Annotated in this window: 20 protein-coding genes; 8 read left to right on the forward strand and 12 right to left on the reverse strand. The window is 59.7% G+C overall.

The window, feature by feature from the left end:
• Positions 1-3: 3 nt before the first annotated feature.
• The 5 genes from LIX91_RS01755 to LIX91_RS01775 are packed head-to-tail and all read right to left on the reverse strand — an operon-like array spanning position 4 to position 4272.
• Positions 4-645, reverse strand: coding sequence for a tetratricopeptide repeat protein (locus LIX91_RS01755; protein ID WP_226487895.1), 642 nt, complete (start codon positions 643-645; stop codon positions 4-6).
• Positions 642-1451 (reverse strand): SDR family oxidoreductase, encoded by an 810-nt coding sequence (locus LIX91_RS01760; protein WP_003412774.1) that lies wholly within the window; start codon positions 1449-1451, stop codon positions 642-644. Before LIX91_RS01760 ends, LIX91_RS01755 begins: the two co-directional genes overlap by 4 nt.
• Positions 1438-2127: a TenA family transcriptional regulator gene (locus tag LIX91_RS01765; protein WP_226487896.1), complete on the reverse strand. Its 690-nt coding sequence runs from the start codon at positions 2125-2127 to the stop codon at positions 1438-1440. The genes LIX91_RS01760 and LIX91_RS01765 overlap by 14 nt, the downstream gene beginning before the upstream one ends.
• Entirely contained in the window at positions 2124-3605 is a 1482-nt protein-coding gene (locus LIX91_RS01770; RefSeq protein WP_226487897.1) for an AMP-binding protein, read from the reverse strand. The genes LIX91_RS01765 and LIX91_RS01770 overlap by 4 nt, the downstream gene beginning before the upstream one ends.
• Positions 3595-4272, reverse strand: coding sequence for a thermostable hemolysin (locus tag LIX91_RS01775; protein ID WP_003412767.1), 678 nt, complete (start codon positions 4270-4272; stop codon positions 3595-3597). Before LIX91_RS01775 ends, LIX91_RS01770 begins: the two co-directional genes overlap by 11 nt.
• Positions 4273-4560: 288 nt before the next feature.
• On the opposite strand from LIX91_RS01775, the gene LIX91_RS01780 reads away from it, so the two are divergent.
• Together LIX91_RS01780 and LIX91_RS01785 are read left to right on the forward strand one after the other, a co-directional pair.
• Positions 4561-5898 (forward strand): DEAD/DEAH box helicase, encoded by a 1338-nt coding sequence (locus tag LIX91_RS01780; RefSeq protein WP_003402477.1) that lies wholly within the window; start codon positions 4561-4563, stop codon positions 5896-5898.
• A 184-nt stretch (positions 5899-6082) separates the two neighbouring features.
• Positions 6083-6385 carry a hypothetical protein gene (locus LIX91_RS01785; protein WP_003418307.1) on the forward strand — a complete coding sequence of 101 codons (303 nt, stop codon included), beginning with the start codon at positions 6083-6085 and terminating at the stop codon, positions 6383-6385.
• Positions 6386-6583: 198 nt separating this feature from the next.
• On the opposite strand, the gene LIX91_RS01790 is transcribed toward LIX91_RS01785, so the two are convergent.
• The 4 genes from LIX91_RS01790 to LIX91_RS01805 form a co-directional block, all read right to left on the reverse strand.
• Complete coding sequence (locus LIX91_RS01790) at positions 6584-7447, reverse strand: DUF6279 family lipoprotein (RefSeq protein ID WP_003425465.1); 864 nt, start codon at positions 7445-7447, stop codon at positions 6584-6586.
• 69 nt (positions 7448-7516) lie between these two features.
• Entirely contained in the window at positions 7517-8245 is a 729-nt protein-coding gene (locus LIX91_RS01795; RefSeq protein ID WP_003412762.1) for a TorF family putative porin, read from the reverse strand.
• A 144-nt stretch (positions 8246-8389) separates the two neighbouring features.
• Entirely contained in the window at positions 8390-8902 is a 513-nt protein-coding gene (locus LIX91_RS01800) for a hypothetical protein (protein ID WP_058444328.1), read from the reverse strand.
• Positions 8903-9069: 167 nt separating this feature from the next.
• Positions 9070-9258, reverse strand: coding sequence for a hypothetical protein (locus LIX91_RS01805; RefSeq protein WP_002554403.1), 189 nt, complete (start codon positions 9256-9258; stop codon positions 9070-9072).
• Between the two features lie 306 nt (positions 9259-9564).
• Here LIX91_RS01805 and LIX91_RS01810 point away from each other — a divergent pair, with 306 nt between their 5' ends.
• Positions 9565-10401: a S1 RNA-binding domain-containing protein gene (locus LIX91_RS01810; RefSeq protein ID WP_003314497.1), complete on the forward strand. Its 837-nt coding sequence runs from the start codon at positions 9565-9567 to the stop codon at positions 10399-10401.
• A 69-nt stretch (positions 10402-10470) separates the two neighbouring features.
• Here LIX91_RS01810 and LIX91_RS01815 read toward each other — a convergent pair whose 3' ends face one another.
• Positions 10471-11103, reverse strand: a complete 633-nt coding sequence (locus tag LIX91_RS01815; RefSeq protein ID WP_100073580.1) for a DsbA family oxidoreductase — start codon at positions 11101-11103, stop codon at positions 10471-10473.
• Positions 11104-11247: 144 nt separating this feature from the next.
• On the opposite strand from LIX91_RS01815, the gene LIX91_RS01820 reads away from it, so the two are divergent.
• Entirely contained in the window at positions 11248-11649 is a 402-nt protein-coding gene (locus LIX91_RS01820) for a DUF2177 family protein (protein ID WP_100073579.1), read from the forward strand.
• 90 nt (positions 11650-11739) lie between these two features.
• Here LIX91_RS01820 and LIX91_RS01825 read toward each other — a convergent pair whose 3' ends face one another.
• The gene (locus tag LIX91_RS01825; RefSeq protein ID WP_003314501.1) at positions 11740-12120 is read right to left on the reverse strand and encodes a hypothetical protein; all 381 of its coding nucleotides are present in this window, start codon (positions 12118-12120) and stop codon (positions 11740-11742) included.
• Between the two features lie 220 nt (positions 12121-12340).
• Here LIX91_RS01825 and LIX91_RS01830 point away from each other — a divergent pair, with 220 nt between their 5' ends.
• From LIX91_RS01830 to def, 3 genes are all read left to right on the forward strand, one after another.
• The gene (locus tag LIX91_RS01830) at positions 12341-12532 is read left to right on the forward strand and encodes a CsbD family protein (protein ID WP_003363370.1); all 192 of its coding nucleotides are present in this window, start codon (positions 12341-12343) and stop codon (positions 12530-12532) included.
• A 226-nt stretch (positions 12533-12758) separates the two neighbouring features.
• On the forward strand, positions 12759-13727 hold the full coding sequence (locus LIX91_RS01835) for a YihY/virulence factor BrkB family protein (RefSeq protein ID WP_003363368.1): 969 nt from the start codon (positions 12759-12761) through the stop codon (positions 13725-13727).
• A gap of 50 nt (positions 13728-13777) precedes the next feature.
• Entirely contained in the window at positions 13778-14317 is a 540-nt protein-coding gene (gene def / locus LIX91_RS01840) for a peptide deformylase (protein ID WP_046236311.1), read from the forward strand.
• Between the two features lie 24 nt (positions 14318-14341).
• Here the strand turns inward: def and LIX91_RS01845 are convergent, their stop codons facing one another.
• The gene (locus LIX91_RS01845; protein WP_226487898.1) at positions 14342-14752 is read right to left on the reverse strand and encodes a GNAT family N-acetyltransferase; all 411 of its coding nucleotides are present in this window, start codon (positions 14750-14752) and stop codon (positions 14342-14344) included.
• 120 nt (positions 14753-14872) lie between these two features.
• Here LIX91_RS01845 and LIX91_RS01850 point away from each other — a divergent pair, with 120 nt between their 5' ends.
• A complete protein-coding gene (locus tag LIX91_RS01850; RefSeq protein WP_003412751.1) occupies positions 14873-15886 on the forward strand; it encodes an ABC transporter substrate-binding protein in 1014 nt (337 codons plus the stop codon).
• Positions 15887-15987: the final 101 nt, after the last annotated feature.

Raw genomic sequence — 15987 nt, forward strand, 5'->3', positions numbered from 1 at the left:
CCGTCAGTTGAGCTTCTTGTTCACGCTGGTGAGCAGCGACTGGATGTCTTTCCTGCGCCCGGCGTCGGCCTCTTCACGGCCCGGACGGGGTGGTGCCTGCAACGCCTTGTTCAAAGCTTGCTGTGCTTGAGCATAGTTGCCCTGATCGAACTGATGTTGCGCCGAGAAAAATAGCGTATCTATGCCGTTCGGGTTGATTTTCAACGCTTGCTCCAGCAATTGCCCGGCCTTGGCCGAGTCGCCGAAGCCTATCGGCCAACCCGGAACCTTGTCATACAGCGCTGCCAGGCTGGTGTAGGCCGAGCCCTGCAAGGCATTGGCGTCCAGGGTCATGGCCTTTTCCAGGTCGGCCTTTGCCTGTTTGGCTTTGCCCAGCGCGCCAAGGCCGCCTTGTGCCCCGGCCCAACTGCTGGTGACGATGCCCGACCAGATCCACGCTTCTGCTGCGTCAGGACGATCCTGAGTGAAGGCCGTGGTTTGCGTGGCCAGCTTCTCGAATGCATCGACACGCTGCTTCTCGGGCAGGCCGTACTGAATATGCGCCCATTCCTTCTGGATACCGGCCAGACGCTGCTGGTCGGGTGCATCGAGTGCCCAGAGCGGCAGGCTGATCAGGCTCATGACGACGAAAGCGATTCTTTTCATGGTATGTGCTTCTCTTGCGCAATGGGTGAACTGTGGTGGCGGATCAACGGGAGATGCTTGCGCAGGCCCCGGTCCACGAGGGTCGGCAACAGGCTGTTGAGCCTGACGAAAAAACGCTCCGGCCACCCCAGGTAAAGCTCTCTGCGGTTACCTGCAATGGCCTGGAGCACCGCTTGGGCGACGTCTTGCGGGTCGTCGACTGCCGAACTCAGCGCGTCGTTCAGTGCCTGTGCTGCGGCGCTGTTCATGCTGGTCCGGGTGGCGCGCGGGGCGACGTACAGTACGCCCACCCGGGTGTCGGCCAGCTCGCGACGCAGCGCTTCGGAAAACCCTCGCAACGCAAACTTGCTGGCGCAGTAGGTGGCATACCCGGCATGGCCGATGGAGCCGTAGGTAGAACCGACGTTGACCACCATGGCTTCGCTGGCCTGCTTGAGCACCGGCAGCATCAGGCTGGTCAACTGGATCGGGGCATGCACATTAAGGGTCAGCATGGAATCGATGTCGCTGGCCGACAGTTGTTCAAGCATCGCGAAATGGTTGGTGCCCGCCGCATTGATCAGCAGGTTGACGCCAGGCACGGCACCGACCGCGCGGACCACTTGCTGACGACCCTGTGCCGTGCACAGGTCCGCCTCGACCCAGTGCAGGTTGGCCGGGTAGAGTTCGAGCAGCTGACGCAGCGGATGCACATGGCGCGACACTGCCAGCACCTTGGCGCCCTGGCTGCACAATGCTTCGGCAATGGCCAGACCGATGCCGCCGCTGGCACCTGTGAGGACGACGTGCGCGTCAGGCAGCCGCATGAGCCGACTCCTTGTGCGTGGTCAGGGCAGCGCCCGGCAACTCGCGAAACATATCGGTGTACAGGCGGTAAACCATGCGCGACGCATGAATCACGGCCTGTTGATCGTCCGGATCGTCGACCTTGTCCATCAGTGTGCGGAAGGTTTCCATGTGGCCGATGTCCAGGCTGCCGTGAGAACTCAGGTAGCTGAACGCTTCTGGCCCAAGGCCGAGCCCTTCGCGCATGCTGTCTGCTGCGTGCGTGGCCAAGGCAATGCTGGTGCCTTCCAGCACATTGACCATGCCGAACAGGCCCACCGGGTTGCCGCGTGCGATGAGGTCATAAAGGTAGGCGACCATCAGCTCGACAGGCGCGCCGGGTTGGCCGTTTTCCACGGCGTCAGCCTGACCGCCGCAGGCACGCAGGTCGTTGAGTACCCACTTTTCATGCCCGTATTCGTCCTCGATGTACTCACAGACGGCCGCGCGCAGCCATTCCATGCGCGCCGGAAGCCGCGCGCCGCAAGCCATCATCAACGGCACGGTATGGCGCACGTGGTAGTAGGCCTGAGTCAGAAACGCCCGGTAACTTTCCAGGCTGACCTGGCCGGCCATTGCCTGGCGGATGATCGGCAGATTGAACAGGGTTTCGCGTTGTTCCTGGGTCGCATCCTGCAGGGTCTGAAAAAAACTCATGACAAGGCACCTTGGGTCAGGTTGGAGGGAGTGAAAAGGGTTTGATAGCGTTCAAGAATGGCCTCGCGGCGAGGCCGGCCATTCGCGGTAGACAAGCCGTTTGCGGAGCTGAAAGGCTCGTCTAGGCGGGTCCAGCTCGTGACGCGGGCGTAATCGGGCAGCGCCTGATTGGCCTTGTTGACGGCCTCGTCGATCTGCAGGTCAGTGGTGCCGGGGCGCGATGGCCAGAGCAGGGCGTGATTGGACGGCAGAGCCTCGCCATATACGAACGCCTGGGCAATGCAGAGGCTCTGGGTCAGTTCGGCTTCGATCCATTCCGGATTGACGTTGCGTCCGAAGCTGGTCACGAACTGATGTTTCTTGCGGCCTTTCAAGTACAGGTAGCCGTCAGCATCGAGCTCACCCAGATCGCCGGTAGGCCACCAGGCCGGTGCGGGTGTCGTGTCGCCCAGATAGCCGAGCATCGGACTGCCGGCCACCAGCACTTCGCCGTCAGCCGCCAGGCGCAGCCAGATGTGCGGCAGTGGGCGACCGACGCTGCCGGCACGCTGGGCGTCCGGTCGATTGAGGGTGATGACCGAGGCGCACTCCGACAGGCCATAGCCCTCGAAGACCGGCAGGCCTGCCGCTTGAGCGCGCGACAGCAGATCGAGGCTGACGCGCGCGCCACCGACTGCAGCGAAGCTCAGCATCGACGCATCGAACGCGCCCGCTTCGCAGGCCGTCACCAGCAGCAGCAACAATTGCGGAACCAGAATCATGCTGTCCGGGCGGCGCTGTTGCAAAAACATCAGCAGACGCGAGGCGTCGACGCCACTGGCACCCTGGATACCCAGTTCCTGCTGGCTTGGCAGGCTGATGCGTGCGCCGGCATACAAGGCCGCATAACAGCCGATGTTTTCCAGCAGGATCGCCAGCGGCAACAGGCTCAGATGGTGTACAGGTCGCACCGACTGACTGGCTTCATGAAGCCCGCGAGCGACCCGGAGGATGCTGTCGGCACTCAGGCACACGCCCTTGGGGGTGCCCGTGGTGCCCGAGGTAAAGGTCAGTTTGGCGGTGCCCACCGGCATGTACGCTTGCTCGGCAGCGCGGCGTTGCCAGAATGCGCCGTGTTGTCTGTAGTCAGAGGCCTGCAGCTCTTGGGCGAAGAGCGACCCGGTAATCACCGTGTCCGCCTGGCTTCGTTCCAGGCAATGCCGTCTTTGAGTAAGGCTGAAGAACGGCGGCAGCGCCACGCAGCTCAGGCCTTCGAACAGCACCGCCAGGTCCCAGAGCAGGGCGTCGGGGCTGTTGTCCAGCATCAGCGCCACGATCCGCGCATTGGCGACGCGCAATTGTTCGCGGCGCTGCGTAATCTCCTCGACCAGTGCGGCGTAATCCAGCGTCCGGTCTTCGCCTTGCAGGGCGATGGCGCGGGGCTGCTCATCGGCCAGCGTCTGCAGTCTTTGCCAAAAGGCTTCACGTTCATGCGACATGGCAATCAGGCTCCAGTGTCTGTGGCAGTCCAAAACGTTCGAAAATGCCCATGCTGCTCAGGTGCAGAAAACCGGCACGGATATCGCCGACATGCACGCTGGGCCGTGAGTCGTAATATGAGCCCCAGGTGTGACGCCCTTCGCCCAGACGGGCCGGATCGGCAGCGCACAGCGTGACCGGATTCAGGCCCAGACGATTGAAGCTGTTGACCAGGGCCGCATTGCCGGTAAAGGCGACCCATTCAAACCCGCTCATCGCCAGCAACCAGGTCACTGTGATGATGCTCAGTCGAGCGCTGCCCAGGCTGTTGGCCGCCAGGTTGCCGACTTCGACGATGCCCTGGCGCTCGATCAGGCGGCCTGCCGCAGCGTTGACCTGCTGTTCGATGGGCGCATCCAGATAGTTCTCCAGAAACAATGTGCCGGCGCTGGCGTGACGGATACCGGCCACGGCACACAGCGCGCCGCTGCCGTCCTGGAGCCCGAAAAGCTCCGGCATGAATTGCCTGACGTCGGCGTTGTGGGCTTTGCGAAATTGTTGCTGAACGAACAGTTCCAGAGGTTCACGCTGCTGTTCATGCGCCAAGGCGCGGAAGAGGGTCAGGGTGGGTGCCCCGGTATTGCCAAAACTCAGCGGTAGACGAATGTTCGAATCGATATCAGGCATTGGCGAGGCTCCTCCCCCGGTCAGCGAGTAGGGTGGAGTATCGAAGCGCTTTCTTAACCGAATCTGAAGGTAGACAAAGAAATCACGACCTTCGATTTTCTGCGCGCAAGAGGGGGGAAATATCGGCGCGAGGTGCGAGATGGCGGCGTTGTCCGGCAAACTTGCGACTGGCCTTTATTCGCCCGTTGGTAAACAAAATCGGCCTTTGGTGGTAAAGAAACTCGGCCCCGGCGCTCGAAACCGTTACGCTATGCAGCTGTATTTTTGTTTTTCGTCGAGGTAGCACCCGTGTTTTCCGAATTCGCCCTGCACGAACGCCTGCTCAAAGCTGTGGCCGAGCTTAAATTTGTCGAGCCTACGCCCGTGCAGGCGGCCGCCATTCCGCTCGCACTGCAAGGGCGCGACCTGCGGGTGACTGCGCAAACCGGTAGCGGCAAGACCGCCGCATTTGTGCTGCCGATCCTCAACCGTCTGATCGGCCCGGCCAAGGTTCGAGTCGACATCCGTGCGGTGATCCTGCTGCCGACCCGTGAGCTGGCTCAGCAGACGCTCAAGGAAGTCGAGCGCTTTTCGCAGTTCACTTTCGTCAAGGCCGGTTTGATCACCGGTGGCGAGGACTTCAAGGTTCAGGCCGCGATGCTGCGCAAGGTGCCGGACATTCTGATCGGCACGCCGGGTCGTCTGCTGGAGCAGTTGAACGCAGGCAATCTGGACCTCAAGCACGTTGAAGTGCTGGTACTGGACGAAGCCGACCGCATGCTGGACATGGGCTTCTCCGAAGACGTCGAGCGTCTGGCCGGCGAATGTGCCGGTCGTGAGCAGACCATGCTGTTCTCGGCGACCACCGGCGGCGCTGGCCTGCGGGAAATGATCGGCAAGGTGCTCAAGGATCCGCAGCACCTGCAAGTCAACAGCGTCAGCGAGCTGGCTTCCGGCACACGCCACCAGATCATCACTGCTGATCACAATGTGCACAAAGAGCAGGTCCTCAACTGGCTGCTGGCCAACGAGACTTACCAGAAAGCCATTATCTTCACCAACACCAAGGCCATGGCCGACCGTCTGTATGGCCGCCTGGTGGCGCTGGAATACAAGGCGTTCGTGCTGCACGGCGACAAGGACCAGAAGGACCGCAAGGCGGCCATCGACCGTCTCAAGCAAGGCGGCGCGAAAATCATGGTCGCCACCGATGTGGCGGCTCGTGGCCTTGATGTTGAAGGTCTGGACATGGTGATCAACTTCGACATGCCACGCAGCGGCGACGACTACGTCCACCGCGTCGGGCGTACCGGCCGTGCAGGCAGCGACGGTCTGGCGATCTCGCTGATCTGTCATGGCGACTGGAACCTGATGTCGAGCGTGGAGCGCTACCTCAAGCAGAGCTTCGAGCGTCGCGTCATCAAGGAAGTCAAAGGCACCTACGGCGGGCCGAAGAAGGTCAAGGCCTCCGGCAAGGCGGTAGGCGTCAAGAAGAAAAAGACCGACGCGAAGGGTGACAAGAAGAAGGTCGCGGCCAAAGGGCCAACCAAACGCAAGACGGTCAACCGTCCCAAGTCCGACCTGGTCAGCCAGGACGGCATGGCCCCGCTGAAAAAACGCAGCACCCCGGCTCCGGCTGCCGAGTGATTGCCGTGATCGCTCCCGTGCATTCGGGAGCGATCAACCTCTTTACAGTACTGACAACGCCTCGTTACACCGTCCGCCAGCTTCTCTGAACCGTCATACACCTCGCAGGTCACACCCTTTGAGTCGCATGCCCGTGGCTGGAGGTCATGGGTGATCATTACATGCTGGACGGAGGTGTAGAAAAATGACTTACAACTGGGACCTTATCGAGCGTTTGCTGCACGATGTGCAGAACAACGGCACCCCACCGACATCCACTGAATTCGAGACATTGCTCAATCGCAGCTACATCGAACCGCGTCCTCGCGAGGAAGGCGGAGATGGCTCGACGTACATGCTGACAAAGCGCGGCGCAAGCCTGTTGGCTTTGATCGACAGCAGCATTCCGGGGAATGACCACCCACGCCAGGTGCTCAATGAACAGGCCGGCGACCCCCTTGACCCCGCGCTCTTCGACACCATCGCCAAAAAGCCCCAGATCGCATAGAACGGCTTACCCACGCGGAGCACGGGTACGATAGTTGTAGAGCTATCGTTCCTCACGCTCCGCGTGGGAATGCATTGGGTGACGCTCCGCGTCACGATTCTGCGCCGCGCCGCGCACTCAAGGCAGTACGCAGAGCGTCCGGGACGGCATACCCACCCGGAGCACGGGTACGATAGTTGAAGTGAGAGGGCTACCGGATCACTTCTGCGACTTCAGGCAATCGAGGTCGGTGAAGTCCTTGCGCATGTCGGCGATGCGGCTCAGCAGTTTGGCGCGCTGTTCCGGCGTGCTCAGGGCGGTGATGTCGACGATCAGCGATATCGCGGCCTTCTCGGTCTGGTCGTAGGCCTTGCGGTATTCAGGGGTCCAGAACGTCTCGCGGTCCTGCAATAGCGCGGCGATGCGTTGCGGGAAGTCGCTGGCCTGACGCTGCTGCACCGTGGCCAGGAACAGGTTTTGCCAGCGTGTACGGTTTTCAATCCAGGCCTTGTTCTGTTCGCCCAGCGATGCAGACCAGGCCTGAATGCGGTCTTTCTGCGCCTGATTGAGCTTGCCGACCCACGGCGTCACGCGTTTCTGCATACGGTCGGCACGCTCTGCAATCTGGCGTTCCAGTGGCTGGTCGAGGTATTTGTTTTCGCGCTTGCGCTGATCCTTGGCGAACGATTCCTGCATCTCCTGCACTTGCTTGTCGTCAAAGCGCGACAGCAACTCTACGGCAGATGGAGTGATTTCCTTCGAGATCTTGGCGATCGCCTCTTTGGCTTCGCTGGTACGAGCCTGCAGCCCTTCATACGTCACCTGGTCGGTCTTGACCATGTCTTCGAGTTTGTCCAGCCAGGTCAGGTATTCCGGCAGCTGGGTGCTGCAGTGCCAGCTCAAATGTTGCTTGAGGCGCACGTCCAGCCAGCCTTTCTGTTCCGAATTCATGTCCAGGTAGTCGCTGAGCGTCCACGGAATGATCACGTCGAGGTTGCGATACGCCAGTCCTACCTGATTGCATCCTGCGAGCAGTGCAACGGTCATCAACAGCGTGACGAATGCTTTGAATAAAGACTGCATGACATCTCCTTGGCGTACTGACGTGCAGTAGAGGAGCGTAGCGTCTGGCAGTTCAACCGGTTTGGGCCTTTAAAAGAATGAACGCACCGCTTTGAGGGTAAACGTCCCGTCACAGCGTGCGTTGTGCCCGCTGTAAACGCTGCAATCGCCGCCGCTCAGGCTGGAGCCGCTGTAGATGAGGTTCATGTCGATGCCCAGCCAGGGGCGTGACAGGTTCAGCGACCAGTCGTTGAAGCCGTTGATCAACCCGCCGTCGGCGGCGGACTGCGGGGTATCGAACTGGTGATTGGCGTACTGCATGCGCACCCCGACGCCGAGTTGCTCGATGGCGCCCAGATCGACGAATACCGTACTGTCGCGGGTGCCGACATCATTGCTGAAGGCCGCGCCGATCCGGCTGTCGCGCATACGCAGGCCGGCATAGAACTCGTGGCTGTCGATCTGGCTGGTGTCGGGGTAACTGTAACGAATCATCCCCAGCTCGTAGCCAAGGGTGTTATCGAAGGGCTTCTTGAAGCCCATGTAGGAATCGAGCTCCATTCCGGTATCCGAGGCCAGGCCCATATTGGGGGCCCATTGTCCGAAGTAGAAACCGCTCTCGTGGGTCAGGTCCATGCCGCCATGAAAGGAGCCGGAACCGCCGGTGGGCGTTACCAGACCCTGGGCCATGCTGCGCGTAGGCGTGGTGGCAAGTTTCAGGTCGAAGTCGCCCAGATCCCGCTCCAGAACCTGGGCAGAGACGGACTGACAAACAAGCAGGGCACTGAAAGACAGCACGTGTAAGCGATGGCTGAGCATGGCTCACTCCTTGATCTGCGAGGAGTGTGGTCAGGGATGGCGTATCGAAAATGGCTCAGGAGCCGACACAAGCCGCGAGCTAGAGCCTCGCAAGCATACCGTCGAAATGAGCTGAGGGCGGACCGTTCGTCGATCCGTTGTGTGTCAGTTGGCCGCAGTGGTGCGCGCAGAGGGGATGATCAGCCCGCGAATCACCACCAGCGCCTGCTCGAACGACGGGTAGCCGCTCTTGGCGACGTCCAGTTGGGCGTATTCGGACTGGTAACGTTCTGCAAGCTTTGGATCGCTGACACTCAGTTGCTGGGAGAGCAGGGCGATGGCCAATGGATGCTTGTGTTTCGCGGCGGTTTGCAGCAAATCGATGATCTGTTTTTGGTCGGCCTGCTGGCGAATCAGCAAAACGGCCTGATAGAACTCGGCTTCGCCCGACGCGTCGTCAAGTGCGGCGCGGCGCAGCATGGCTCCGGCCAGCTCATAGTTTTCGCGGTTGTCTTCGCTGATCAGCAGTTTGGCCTGCAGCATGTCGTTCTGATACAGCAGGTGCTCTGCCCGGCAGGGGCTGTCGGTGAGCTGACTGTCGTTGGGGCCGTTTTCGCAGTGGTGCGACGCGCAGCCGCCAAGGTAGACAAGTGCACCGAAAAGCATCCAGTTCTTCATTCGAGCATTCCGCAAAGAAGATAACGTCCAGAGCGTGATCCAGCTCGTGGTCATTGTGATATCAGAGGAGAGAGTAGCAGCGTGACCGGAAGAATATCCAGCGAAGGATGGTCAATCTAGCGCCTTGAGCGTCAAGGCGCGTAGAGATCGACAGGCAGGACGCGGTTTTACTTTTTACCGAGATTGATCTGCTTGGAAGGTGCGAAGGTCTGGCCACTCACGCCTTTGGCAATTTGCTGGATTTCACCGCCGGACTTCAGGAAAGCTGCAATCTGCGCGTTGATCGAGTCGCTCGTTTCAACGGCTGGGGCGGGTTTGGCTTTCGAGTGGGATGCTTTGATACGCATGGCTGCCATTTACCTTCATAAACGTAATACGGCCAGCCAGAGTACAGGAAACGCTTGATTATTGCTTGGTGAATATGGCATTCGCCCGAGCCGGGCCTGCACCCGGTGGCTTGCCGGATTTATTCGAAATGGCGCTAACCGACTGTTTTCAGATATAAATTTTCGACGAGACGCGGCGCCGCCGCCCGGCAAGGCCGGTCGATGGGGGGCCGGGAAACTGACGAGTGGAGGCAGCATCGCCACCTTCGGCCACGCGACGCGAACCCGGACTCAAAGTCGGGTAGAATGCCGCCCACGTAATGAGGGTATCTGGAAATGGCTTTAATCGGGCGCTACAACAGCTTGCAAATCGTCAAGCACACGAACTTCGGTCTGTATCTGGACGGTGCGCAGGATGGTGAAATCCTGCTGCCCAATCGGTACATCCCCAAGGACGTTCCTACGGAAGATGAAGACTGGCTCAATGTGTTCGTCTATCTGGACAGCGAAGACAAGCTGCTCGCCACCACTGAAAAACCCAAGGTGCAGGTCGGTGAGTTCGCCAGCCTTAAGGTGGTTGAAGTCAACAGCATCGGTGTGTTCCTCGACTGGGGCCTGCCCAAGGACCTGTTGCTGCCGTACTCCGAAGAGAAGCGCACCCTGCAGGCCGGTGATTACTGCGTGGTTCACGTCTACCTCGACAAGCACACACGGCGCATCACCGCCACTGCGCGTCTGGACCGCTATCTGGACAAGACTCCCGCCAATTACAGCGTGGGGCAGGAAGTCGATCTGCTGGTCGCCGAAGCGACCGACATGGGCTTCAAGGCGATCATCAACAACAAGCATTGGGGCCTGATTCACAAGAACGAAGTGTTCAAGTTCATGCGCGCCGGCAAGCAGGAAAAAGGCTACATCAAGGAAATCCGCAGCGACGGCAATATCAGCCTGAGCCTGCAGCCCGTCGGCGCAGAGGCCGCAAGCAGCCTGAATTCGAAGATTCTTGCCAAGCTGCGCGAGAACGACGGCACGCTGCCGGTCAGCGATAAAAGTGATCCGCAAGTCATCAGCGGTCTGTTTGGCGTCAGCAAGGGCAACTTCAAAAAGGCCATTGGTGCGTTGTACAAGCAGGGCCAGATAGTGATTCACGCCGACCGTATCGAGCTGGTCTGATACGACGTCGCCGCCTGGGTGCCTGAGCTGCAATTGATGTGAGCTGCAATCGACGAAGCTCGCGGTACCTCAGGCCCAGGTGGCGAGCGCGTCTATTTCCTGGCTCAGGCGCTCGAACGGCAAGGTGCCGTTGAATACCCGCGCGTCTTCCAGTGCCTCGTCACTGCGTCGCAGCAGCACCACCGGCACCGCTCTCAACCCAAGCTTCTGCGCCAGTTGCTGGTCGTTCATCACGGCCTTTTCGAAATGGCCGGCGTTGAGTGCCTGCTCCATCGCTTGCCGATCCAGTCCGGTGGTGGTGGCCAGGTCGAGCAACGTGTGCGTCTCGCCGATATCCAGCCCCTTTTCGAAAAAAGCCCGGTAAGCCTCTTTGTGGAAGGCTTCAAAACTTCCCGCGTTCCTGGCAAACGCCGCGGCTTCCAGCACCTTGCGGCTGCGCGGCTGAACGCTGGGCATCTTCATCATCACCTGACGCCTGTCGGCCATCGGCAGCACTGACCGGGACCAGGTTTCACGCAGATAATCGGCACTCGGGTCGAGCAGTGCCAGCGGATCGGGGCGCAGTTCAAAGGCATGCCAATTGAATTCGAGCCGTTCACCGTAGGTTTGCTGAAGCTGTTCCAGGACGGCCAGTTGCAGGTAGCAGAAGGGGCAGACGTAGTCGCTCCAGACATCTATTTTCAGGGGACCAACAGTGTTCATGTGCTTGAAACTCCATAACGCTCGTTAACACTGACTCCCTTAACCTTTTAAAAGTCCTGAAGTTGGATGGATCAATGTCTACCTTTGGTCGGTCATACCCTCAAGCGGGCATTCCCGGACCTGAAACTTCATCAAGGACGCGCCATGAAAAGAATACTGATCGCTTACTTCGGCACATTGCTGGCGTTTCTGATCCTCGACGGACTGTGGCTGGGCGTGTTGATGGGCCCGACCTACCGTGAATGGCTCGGACCACTGATGCTCGATACGCCGGTATTGGGGCCTGCCATCGCGTTTTATCTAATGTACGGAGCGGGGGTGGTGTTTTTCGGCGTCATGCCTGCGCTCAGAGTGCAACGACTGAGCCACGCGACATTGTGCAGCGGTCTGCTGGGGCTGATTGCCTATGGCACCTATGACCTGACCAACTGGGCTACCTTGCAGGGCTGGCCGGCGCAGCTGGCGCTGGTGGATCATGCGTGGGGCACGGTGGTGTCGGCGCTGGCCGGTACGGCGGGCTATCTTGCTGTGCGTAAATTTGCATGAAGCGGTGTGCCGGAATGAGCGTTGCCGACACGCAACGCTCACCCGGCACAGTACGGGAACGCAGCGGCTAATCTGCCGCTGGGTTTACAGTTACTTCTGCAGGAAGCTGGCAAAACTCAGGTTGCTGCCCTTGGGGCGCATGTCCTTGAGGAAAGAGTCCTTGTCGGCGCTCAGCTCCAGGCTGACGGTCGGTTTGCGCTTGTCAGCATTGCGCACTTCAAGGCCTTCCATGTGATCGCGCATGAAGACCGTGGTCACTTTCAAATGCAGCAACTGGTCGGTTTCAGGCGTGTGCAGCAGCAGGTGCAGCCACTCGTACTGACCTACTTGCAGGCGCGGGACAGGCAGGTCGAACCACCAGATGTTTCTTTTGTGGTCCAGCACGGCGAAATGCGTGTTGTTGACGCCCAGCACTGCACCACCCAGATCCTGGTTTCTGCGTGCGATGGCCAGCTTTTTATCGAGTTTCATAACGTTCCTGTGAATCGGTGTGTTCAGCGTGTCGGCCCTGCCGGACAACGGTGGCGCGCATTCTCGCACAAACTCTGCTGCAAGCCTGCCCCAATGCACGGCAGATGAGCGGCAATGGCGGCCCGAAAAATAGTTGAAACTCTTCGCCACCGGCACAGGTCAATCTTTTGTCGAGTACGACATCCGATCCAGTGCGGTCTTCAGACCCAGGAGATTTCCGATGAGCAGCACCAGCGATAAAGCCAAAGGTATGGCCAACGAAGCAGTTGGTAACGTCAAGCAGGCTGTTGGCAAGGCTACCGACAACGACAAACTGCGGGCTGAAGGCAAGGTACAAGAGCTGAAAGGCGAAGGCCAGCAGGCAAAAGGCGAAGTCAAGGACGCGATCAAGAAGGGCGTGGACAAGGCTTGAGTCGATTGTTTCCGGCGCTTTGGCGCCGGGAGCAGGCATTACCGATAACGGTCATCCACGGATGGCCGTTATGCTTTCTGCTCTGCGGGACTGAAACCTTTCATGGCCTGTCCAGTCAATGTGCCATCGGCATTCGTGTATCGGCTTCGTCAGCGCGATACGTCATTCATGAGATGCCGGTTTTCAGGATGTAAGGTTTTCCAGTAAGGGAGCGAGAGGAAGCGCCATGATTTTCCCCCATTTGCGTAAATTGAAAGTCGGCAAAGTGCTGGTGAGAACCGTCAACGAGTTCCTCGATGACGAGATGTCCACCTATGCATCGGCACTGGCTTACCAGATGCTGTTTTCTCTGTTTCCGTTCCTGCTGTTTCTGATCGCGCTGATCGGCTTTCTGCATCTGCCGGACTTTTTCTCCTGGTTGCGACTGCAATCGGAATTCCTCTTGCCGCCGCAGGCACTCGAACAGGTCAACCCGGTCATCGACCAGTTGCAGCAGTCCAAGGGCGGCTTGCTGTCGATCGGTATCGTCATCGCGCTGTGGACCGCTTCAGCGGGTGTGCGCCTGATGATGAGCGCCATGAACGCTGCGTACGACGTCGTCGAAGGGCGTCCTATCTGGAAACGTCTGCCGCTGTCGATTCTCTACACCGTAGGCATTGCCGGCATGTTGCTGGCAGCAGCAGCTTTCATGGTGCTCGGGCCGCAGGTCATGAACTGGATTGCCGCGCAGATCGGCATGGAAGACTTCATCGTGACGCTGTGGACGATTCTGCGCTGGCCCGCGATCATTATCCTGCTGATGGTCGCTGTGGCGCTGATCTATTACGTGATGCCGGACGTCAAACAGGAGTTTCGCTTTATCACTCCAGGCTCGGTGCTGGCCGTGGTGGTGTGGATCGTTGCTTCCCTGGCTTTCGGTTTTTACGTCAAGACATTTGCCGATTACAACGCCATGTACGGCAGCATCGGCGCGATCATCGTGCTGTTGCTGTACTTCTATATTTCGGCAGCGGTGCTGTTGCTGGGTGCGGAAATGAATGCGGTGATCGAGCACATGTCCGCCGAAGGCAAGGACGCAGGCGAGAAGGAAGCCGGTGACGGCCTGGGCGAGGAAAGCAGCGAGACAGGCAAGCAGCATGTCTCCGGTCTGGGCCGCGACCATTCGGTGCCGCTGCAGAAGGCTGACGAGGCCTGATCGCTTTGTGTGGCAAGATCGCTTTTTAAGTCGGCAAGGGACACGCAGTCATGATCCACAAAATCCTGAAAATGGGCGATGAGCGCTTGTTGCGCATCGCCCCTCCGGTGCCCGCAGAGATGTTCGGCAGCAGCGAGCTCAATACGCTGATCGCCGACATGTTCGAGACCATGCACAGCGTCGGCGGTGTGGGGCTGGCGGCACCGCAGATCGGCATCGATCTGCAACTGGTGATTTTCGGTTTCGAGCGCAACGAGCGCTATCCCGACGCCGAGGCGGTCCCGCAGACGATCCTCATCAACCCGCTGATTACCCCGCTGGGCCCGACGCTGGAAGAGGGCTGGGAAGGGTGTCTGTCAGTGCCCGGATTGCGCGGCATGGTGGACCGTTATCAGAGCATTCGTTACGAAGGCTTCGATCCTCAGGGCCAGCCCATCGAGCGTGTTGCCCAAGGCTTTCACGCGCGGGTCGTTCAGCATGAATGCGACCACCTGATCGGTCGGCTTTACCCGTCGCGCATCACTGATTTCAGCAAATTCGGTTTCATGGACGTGATGTTTCCGGACATGGACCCCAATGCCGACGAGTGATGGTCGTGTTGCGCTGCGAAGCCGTCAGGCTTCGCGGCACAGTGCGATCAGCGGCTTGCTGCGGCTGTAACGCATGAACCGTTCGCCCAGGGCCTGTGGCAGACGCTGTGCCGTCTCGAACCCTGAGCGTTGGTAAAAGCCCAGCAGGTCCGGATGGCAGAACAGCCACACCGGCCCGCCCAGCGGCTGCAATGCCGCTTGGATCAGGCCTCGCGCCACTGCCTGTCCACGCAGCGCCGGCGCCACGAACAGCCCGGTCAGCCAATGCCCCTCTGCGACAGGCGTCAGGCACAACGCACCAATGATTTCTGCCTGCTTTGCAACCCACGCCTGGCCCTTGCTGGCAGCGCGCATTGACGACTGGTGCTCGCGGTAGAACTTGCCCAGCAACGGGCGACACTCATCAGGTAGCGGGTAGAACTGGATTTCGGACATCGCGGCTGCGCTTGAAATAGGGGCCCTGCATCATACAGAGGCTCAAGCCGTGACAACTAATCGGCGCAGGCTGGTGTCGATACTTTCAGACCTGTTTCTTCCGCGCCATTTGAGGTGAGCATGAAATCAATAACACGACTACTGGGCTGTTCACTTCTGGCGCTGGGCCTGCTGGGGCAGACCGCGACAGCGGCTGAAAAAACCAAGCCTATCCAGTTTGGCGCGCTGACCTGGGAAAGCGGCAGCCTGATCACTGAAGTCCTGCGTACCATTGTCGAGAAGGGTTATGGCTACCCGACCGATACCCTGCCCGGCAGTACCGTCAGCCTGGAAACCGCGCTGGCGAAAAATGACATTCAGGTGATCGCCGAAGAGTGGACCGGACGCAGTCCGGTGTGGGTCAAGGCTGAAGAGGAAGGCAAGGTGCTCGGCCTGGGCAACATCGTCAAAGGTGCGACCGAAGGCTGGTGGGTGCCCGAGTACGTGATCAAGGGCGACGCCGCCAAAGGTATCAAGCCGCTGGCGCCTGACCTGAAGTCTGTCGCGGACCTGGCGCGCTACAAGGACGTCTTCAAAGACCCGGAATCGCCGGACAAGGGCCGATTCCTCAACAGCCCGAGCGGCTGGACTTCGGAAATCGTCAACACGCAGAAACTCAAGGCTTATGGCCTGGCCGACAGCTTCGTCAACTTCCGCACCGGCTCGGGCGCAGCATTGGACGCCGAGGTCGCATCGTCCATCCGGCGCGGCAAGCCGGTGTTGTTTTACTACTGGTCACCTACGCCCCTGCTGGGCAAGTACAAGCTGATCAAACTGGACGAGCCGGCCTTTGACGCTGAAGCCTGGAAAACCCTGACCGACGCCAGCAACCCCAATCCGCGCGGCACGTCTTCGCTGGCGGCAACGCTGTCGATCGGCGTATCGGCAGAATTCAGCAAGCAATACCCTGAACTGGTGAGTGTCTTCAAAGGCGTGGATTTCCCGATTGACCTGCTGAACAAGACCCTGGGCGAAATGAGTGACAAGCATGAGGATGCCAAGGTCGTGGCTGCACGCTTTCTCAAGCAGCATCCCGACGTCTGGAAAGCCTGGTTGCCTGCCGATGTGGCGGAACGGGTCAGCAGCGGTCTTTGATTATCGCCCAGCTGAATGACACGCGGCGCATAGCTGATAACGGCATCGATGACCGGTATGCGACGCGCCGGGTGGTAAAGCCCCGCCGAGCTGATAAGTTC

It is taken from the genome of Pseudomonas sp. B20, assembly GCF_020515755.1.
Taxonomy (GTDB): domain Bacteria; phylum Pseudomonadota; class Gammaproteobacteria; order Pseudomonadales; family Pseudomonadaceae; genus Aquipseudomonas; species Aquipseudomonas syringae.

Coding starts and splice junctions, on each gene's coding strand:
- LIX91_RS01755 (WP_226487895.1), bottom strand. CDS start 645: ATGAAAAGAATCGCTTTCGTCGTCATGAGCCTGATCAGCCTGCCGCTC.
- LIX91_RS01760 (WP_003412774.1), bottom strand. CDS start 1,451: ATGCGGCTGCCTGACGCGCACGTCGTCCTCACAGGTGCCAGCGGCGGC.
- LIX91_RS01765 (WP_226487896.1), bottom strand. CDS start 2,127: ATGAGTTTTTTTCAGACCCTGCAGGATGCGACCCAGGAACAACGCGAA.
- LIX91_RS01770 (WP_226487897.1), bottom strand. CDS start 3,605: ATGTCGCATGAACGTGAAGCCTTTTGGCAAAGACTGCAGACGCTGGCC.
- LIX91_RS01775 (WP_003412767.1), bottom strand. CDS start 4,272: ATGCCTGATATCGATTCGAACATTCGTCTACCGCTGAGTTTTGGCAAT.
- LIX91_RS01785 (WP_003418307.1), top strand. CDS start 6,083: ATGACTTACAACTGGGACCTTATCGAGCGTTTGCTGCACGATGTGCAG.
- LIX91_RS01790 (WP_003425465.1), bottom strand. CDS start 7,447: ATGCAGTCTTTATTCAAAGCATTCGTCACGCTGTTGATGACCGTTGCA.
- LIX91_RS01795 (WP_003412762.1), bottom strand. CDS start 8,245: ATGCTCAGCCATCGCTTACACGTGCTGTCTTTCAGTGCCCTGCTTGTT.
- LIX91_RS01800 (WP_058444328.1), bottom strand. CDS start 8,902: ATGAAGAACTGGATGCTTTTCGGTGCACTTGTCTACCTTGGCGGCTGC.
- LIX91_RS01805 (WP_002554403.1), bottom strand. CDS start 9,258: ATGGCAGCCATGCGTATCAAAGCATCCCACTCGAAAGCCAAACCCGCC.
- LIX91_RS01810 (WP_003314497.1), top strand. CDS start 9,565: ATGGCTTTAATCGGGCGCTACAACAGCTTGCAAATCGTCAAGCACACG.
- LIX91_RS01815 (WP_100073580.1), bottom strand. CDS start 11,103: ATGAACACTGTTGGTCCCCTGAAAATAGATGTCTGGAGCGACTACGTC.
- LIX91_RS01820 (WP_100073579.1), top strand. CDS start 11,248: ATGAAAAGAATACTGATCGCTTACTTCGGCACATTGCTGGCGTTTCTG.
- LIX91_RS01825 (WP_003314501.1), bottom strand. CDS start 12,120: ATGAAACTCGATAAAAAGCTGGCCATCGCACGCAGAAACCAGGATCTG.
- LIX91_RS01830 (WP_003363370.1), top strand. CDS start 12,341: ATGAGCAGCACCAGCGATAAAGCCAAAGGTATGGCCAACGAAGCAGTT.
- LIX91_RS01835 (WP_003363368.1), top strand. CDS start 12,759: ATGATTTTCCCCCATTTGCGTAAATTGAAAGTCGGCAAAGTGCTGGTG.
- def (WP_046236311.1), top strand. CDS start 13,778: ATGATCCACAAAATCCTGAAAATGGGCGATGAGCGCTTGTTGCGCATC.
- LIX91_RS01845 (WP_226487898.1), bottom strand. CDS start 14,752: ATGTCCGAAATCCAGTTCTACCCGCTACCTGATGAGTGTCGCCCGTTG.
- LIX91_RS01850 (WP_003412751.1), top strand. CDS start 14,873: ATGAAATCAATAACACGACTACTGGGCTGTTCACTTCTGGCGCTGGGC.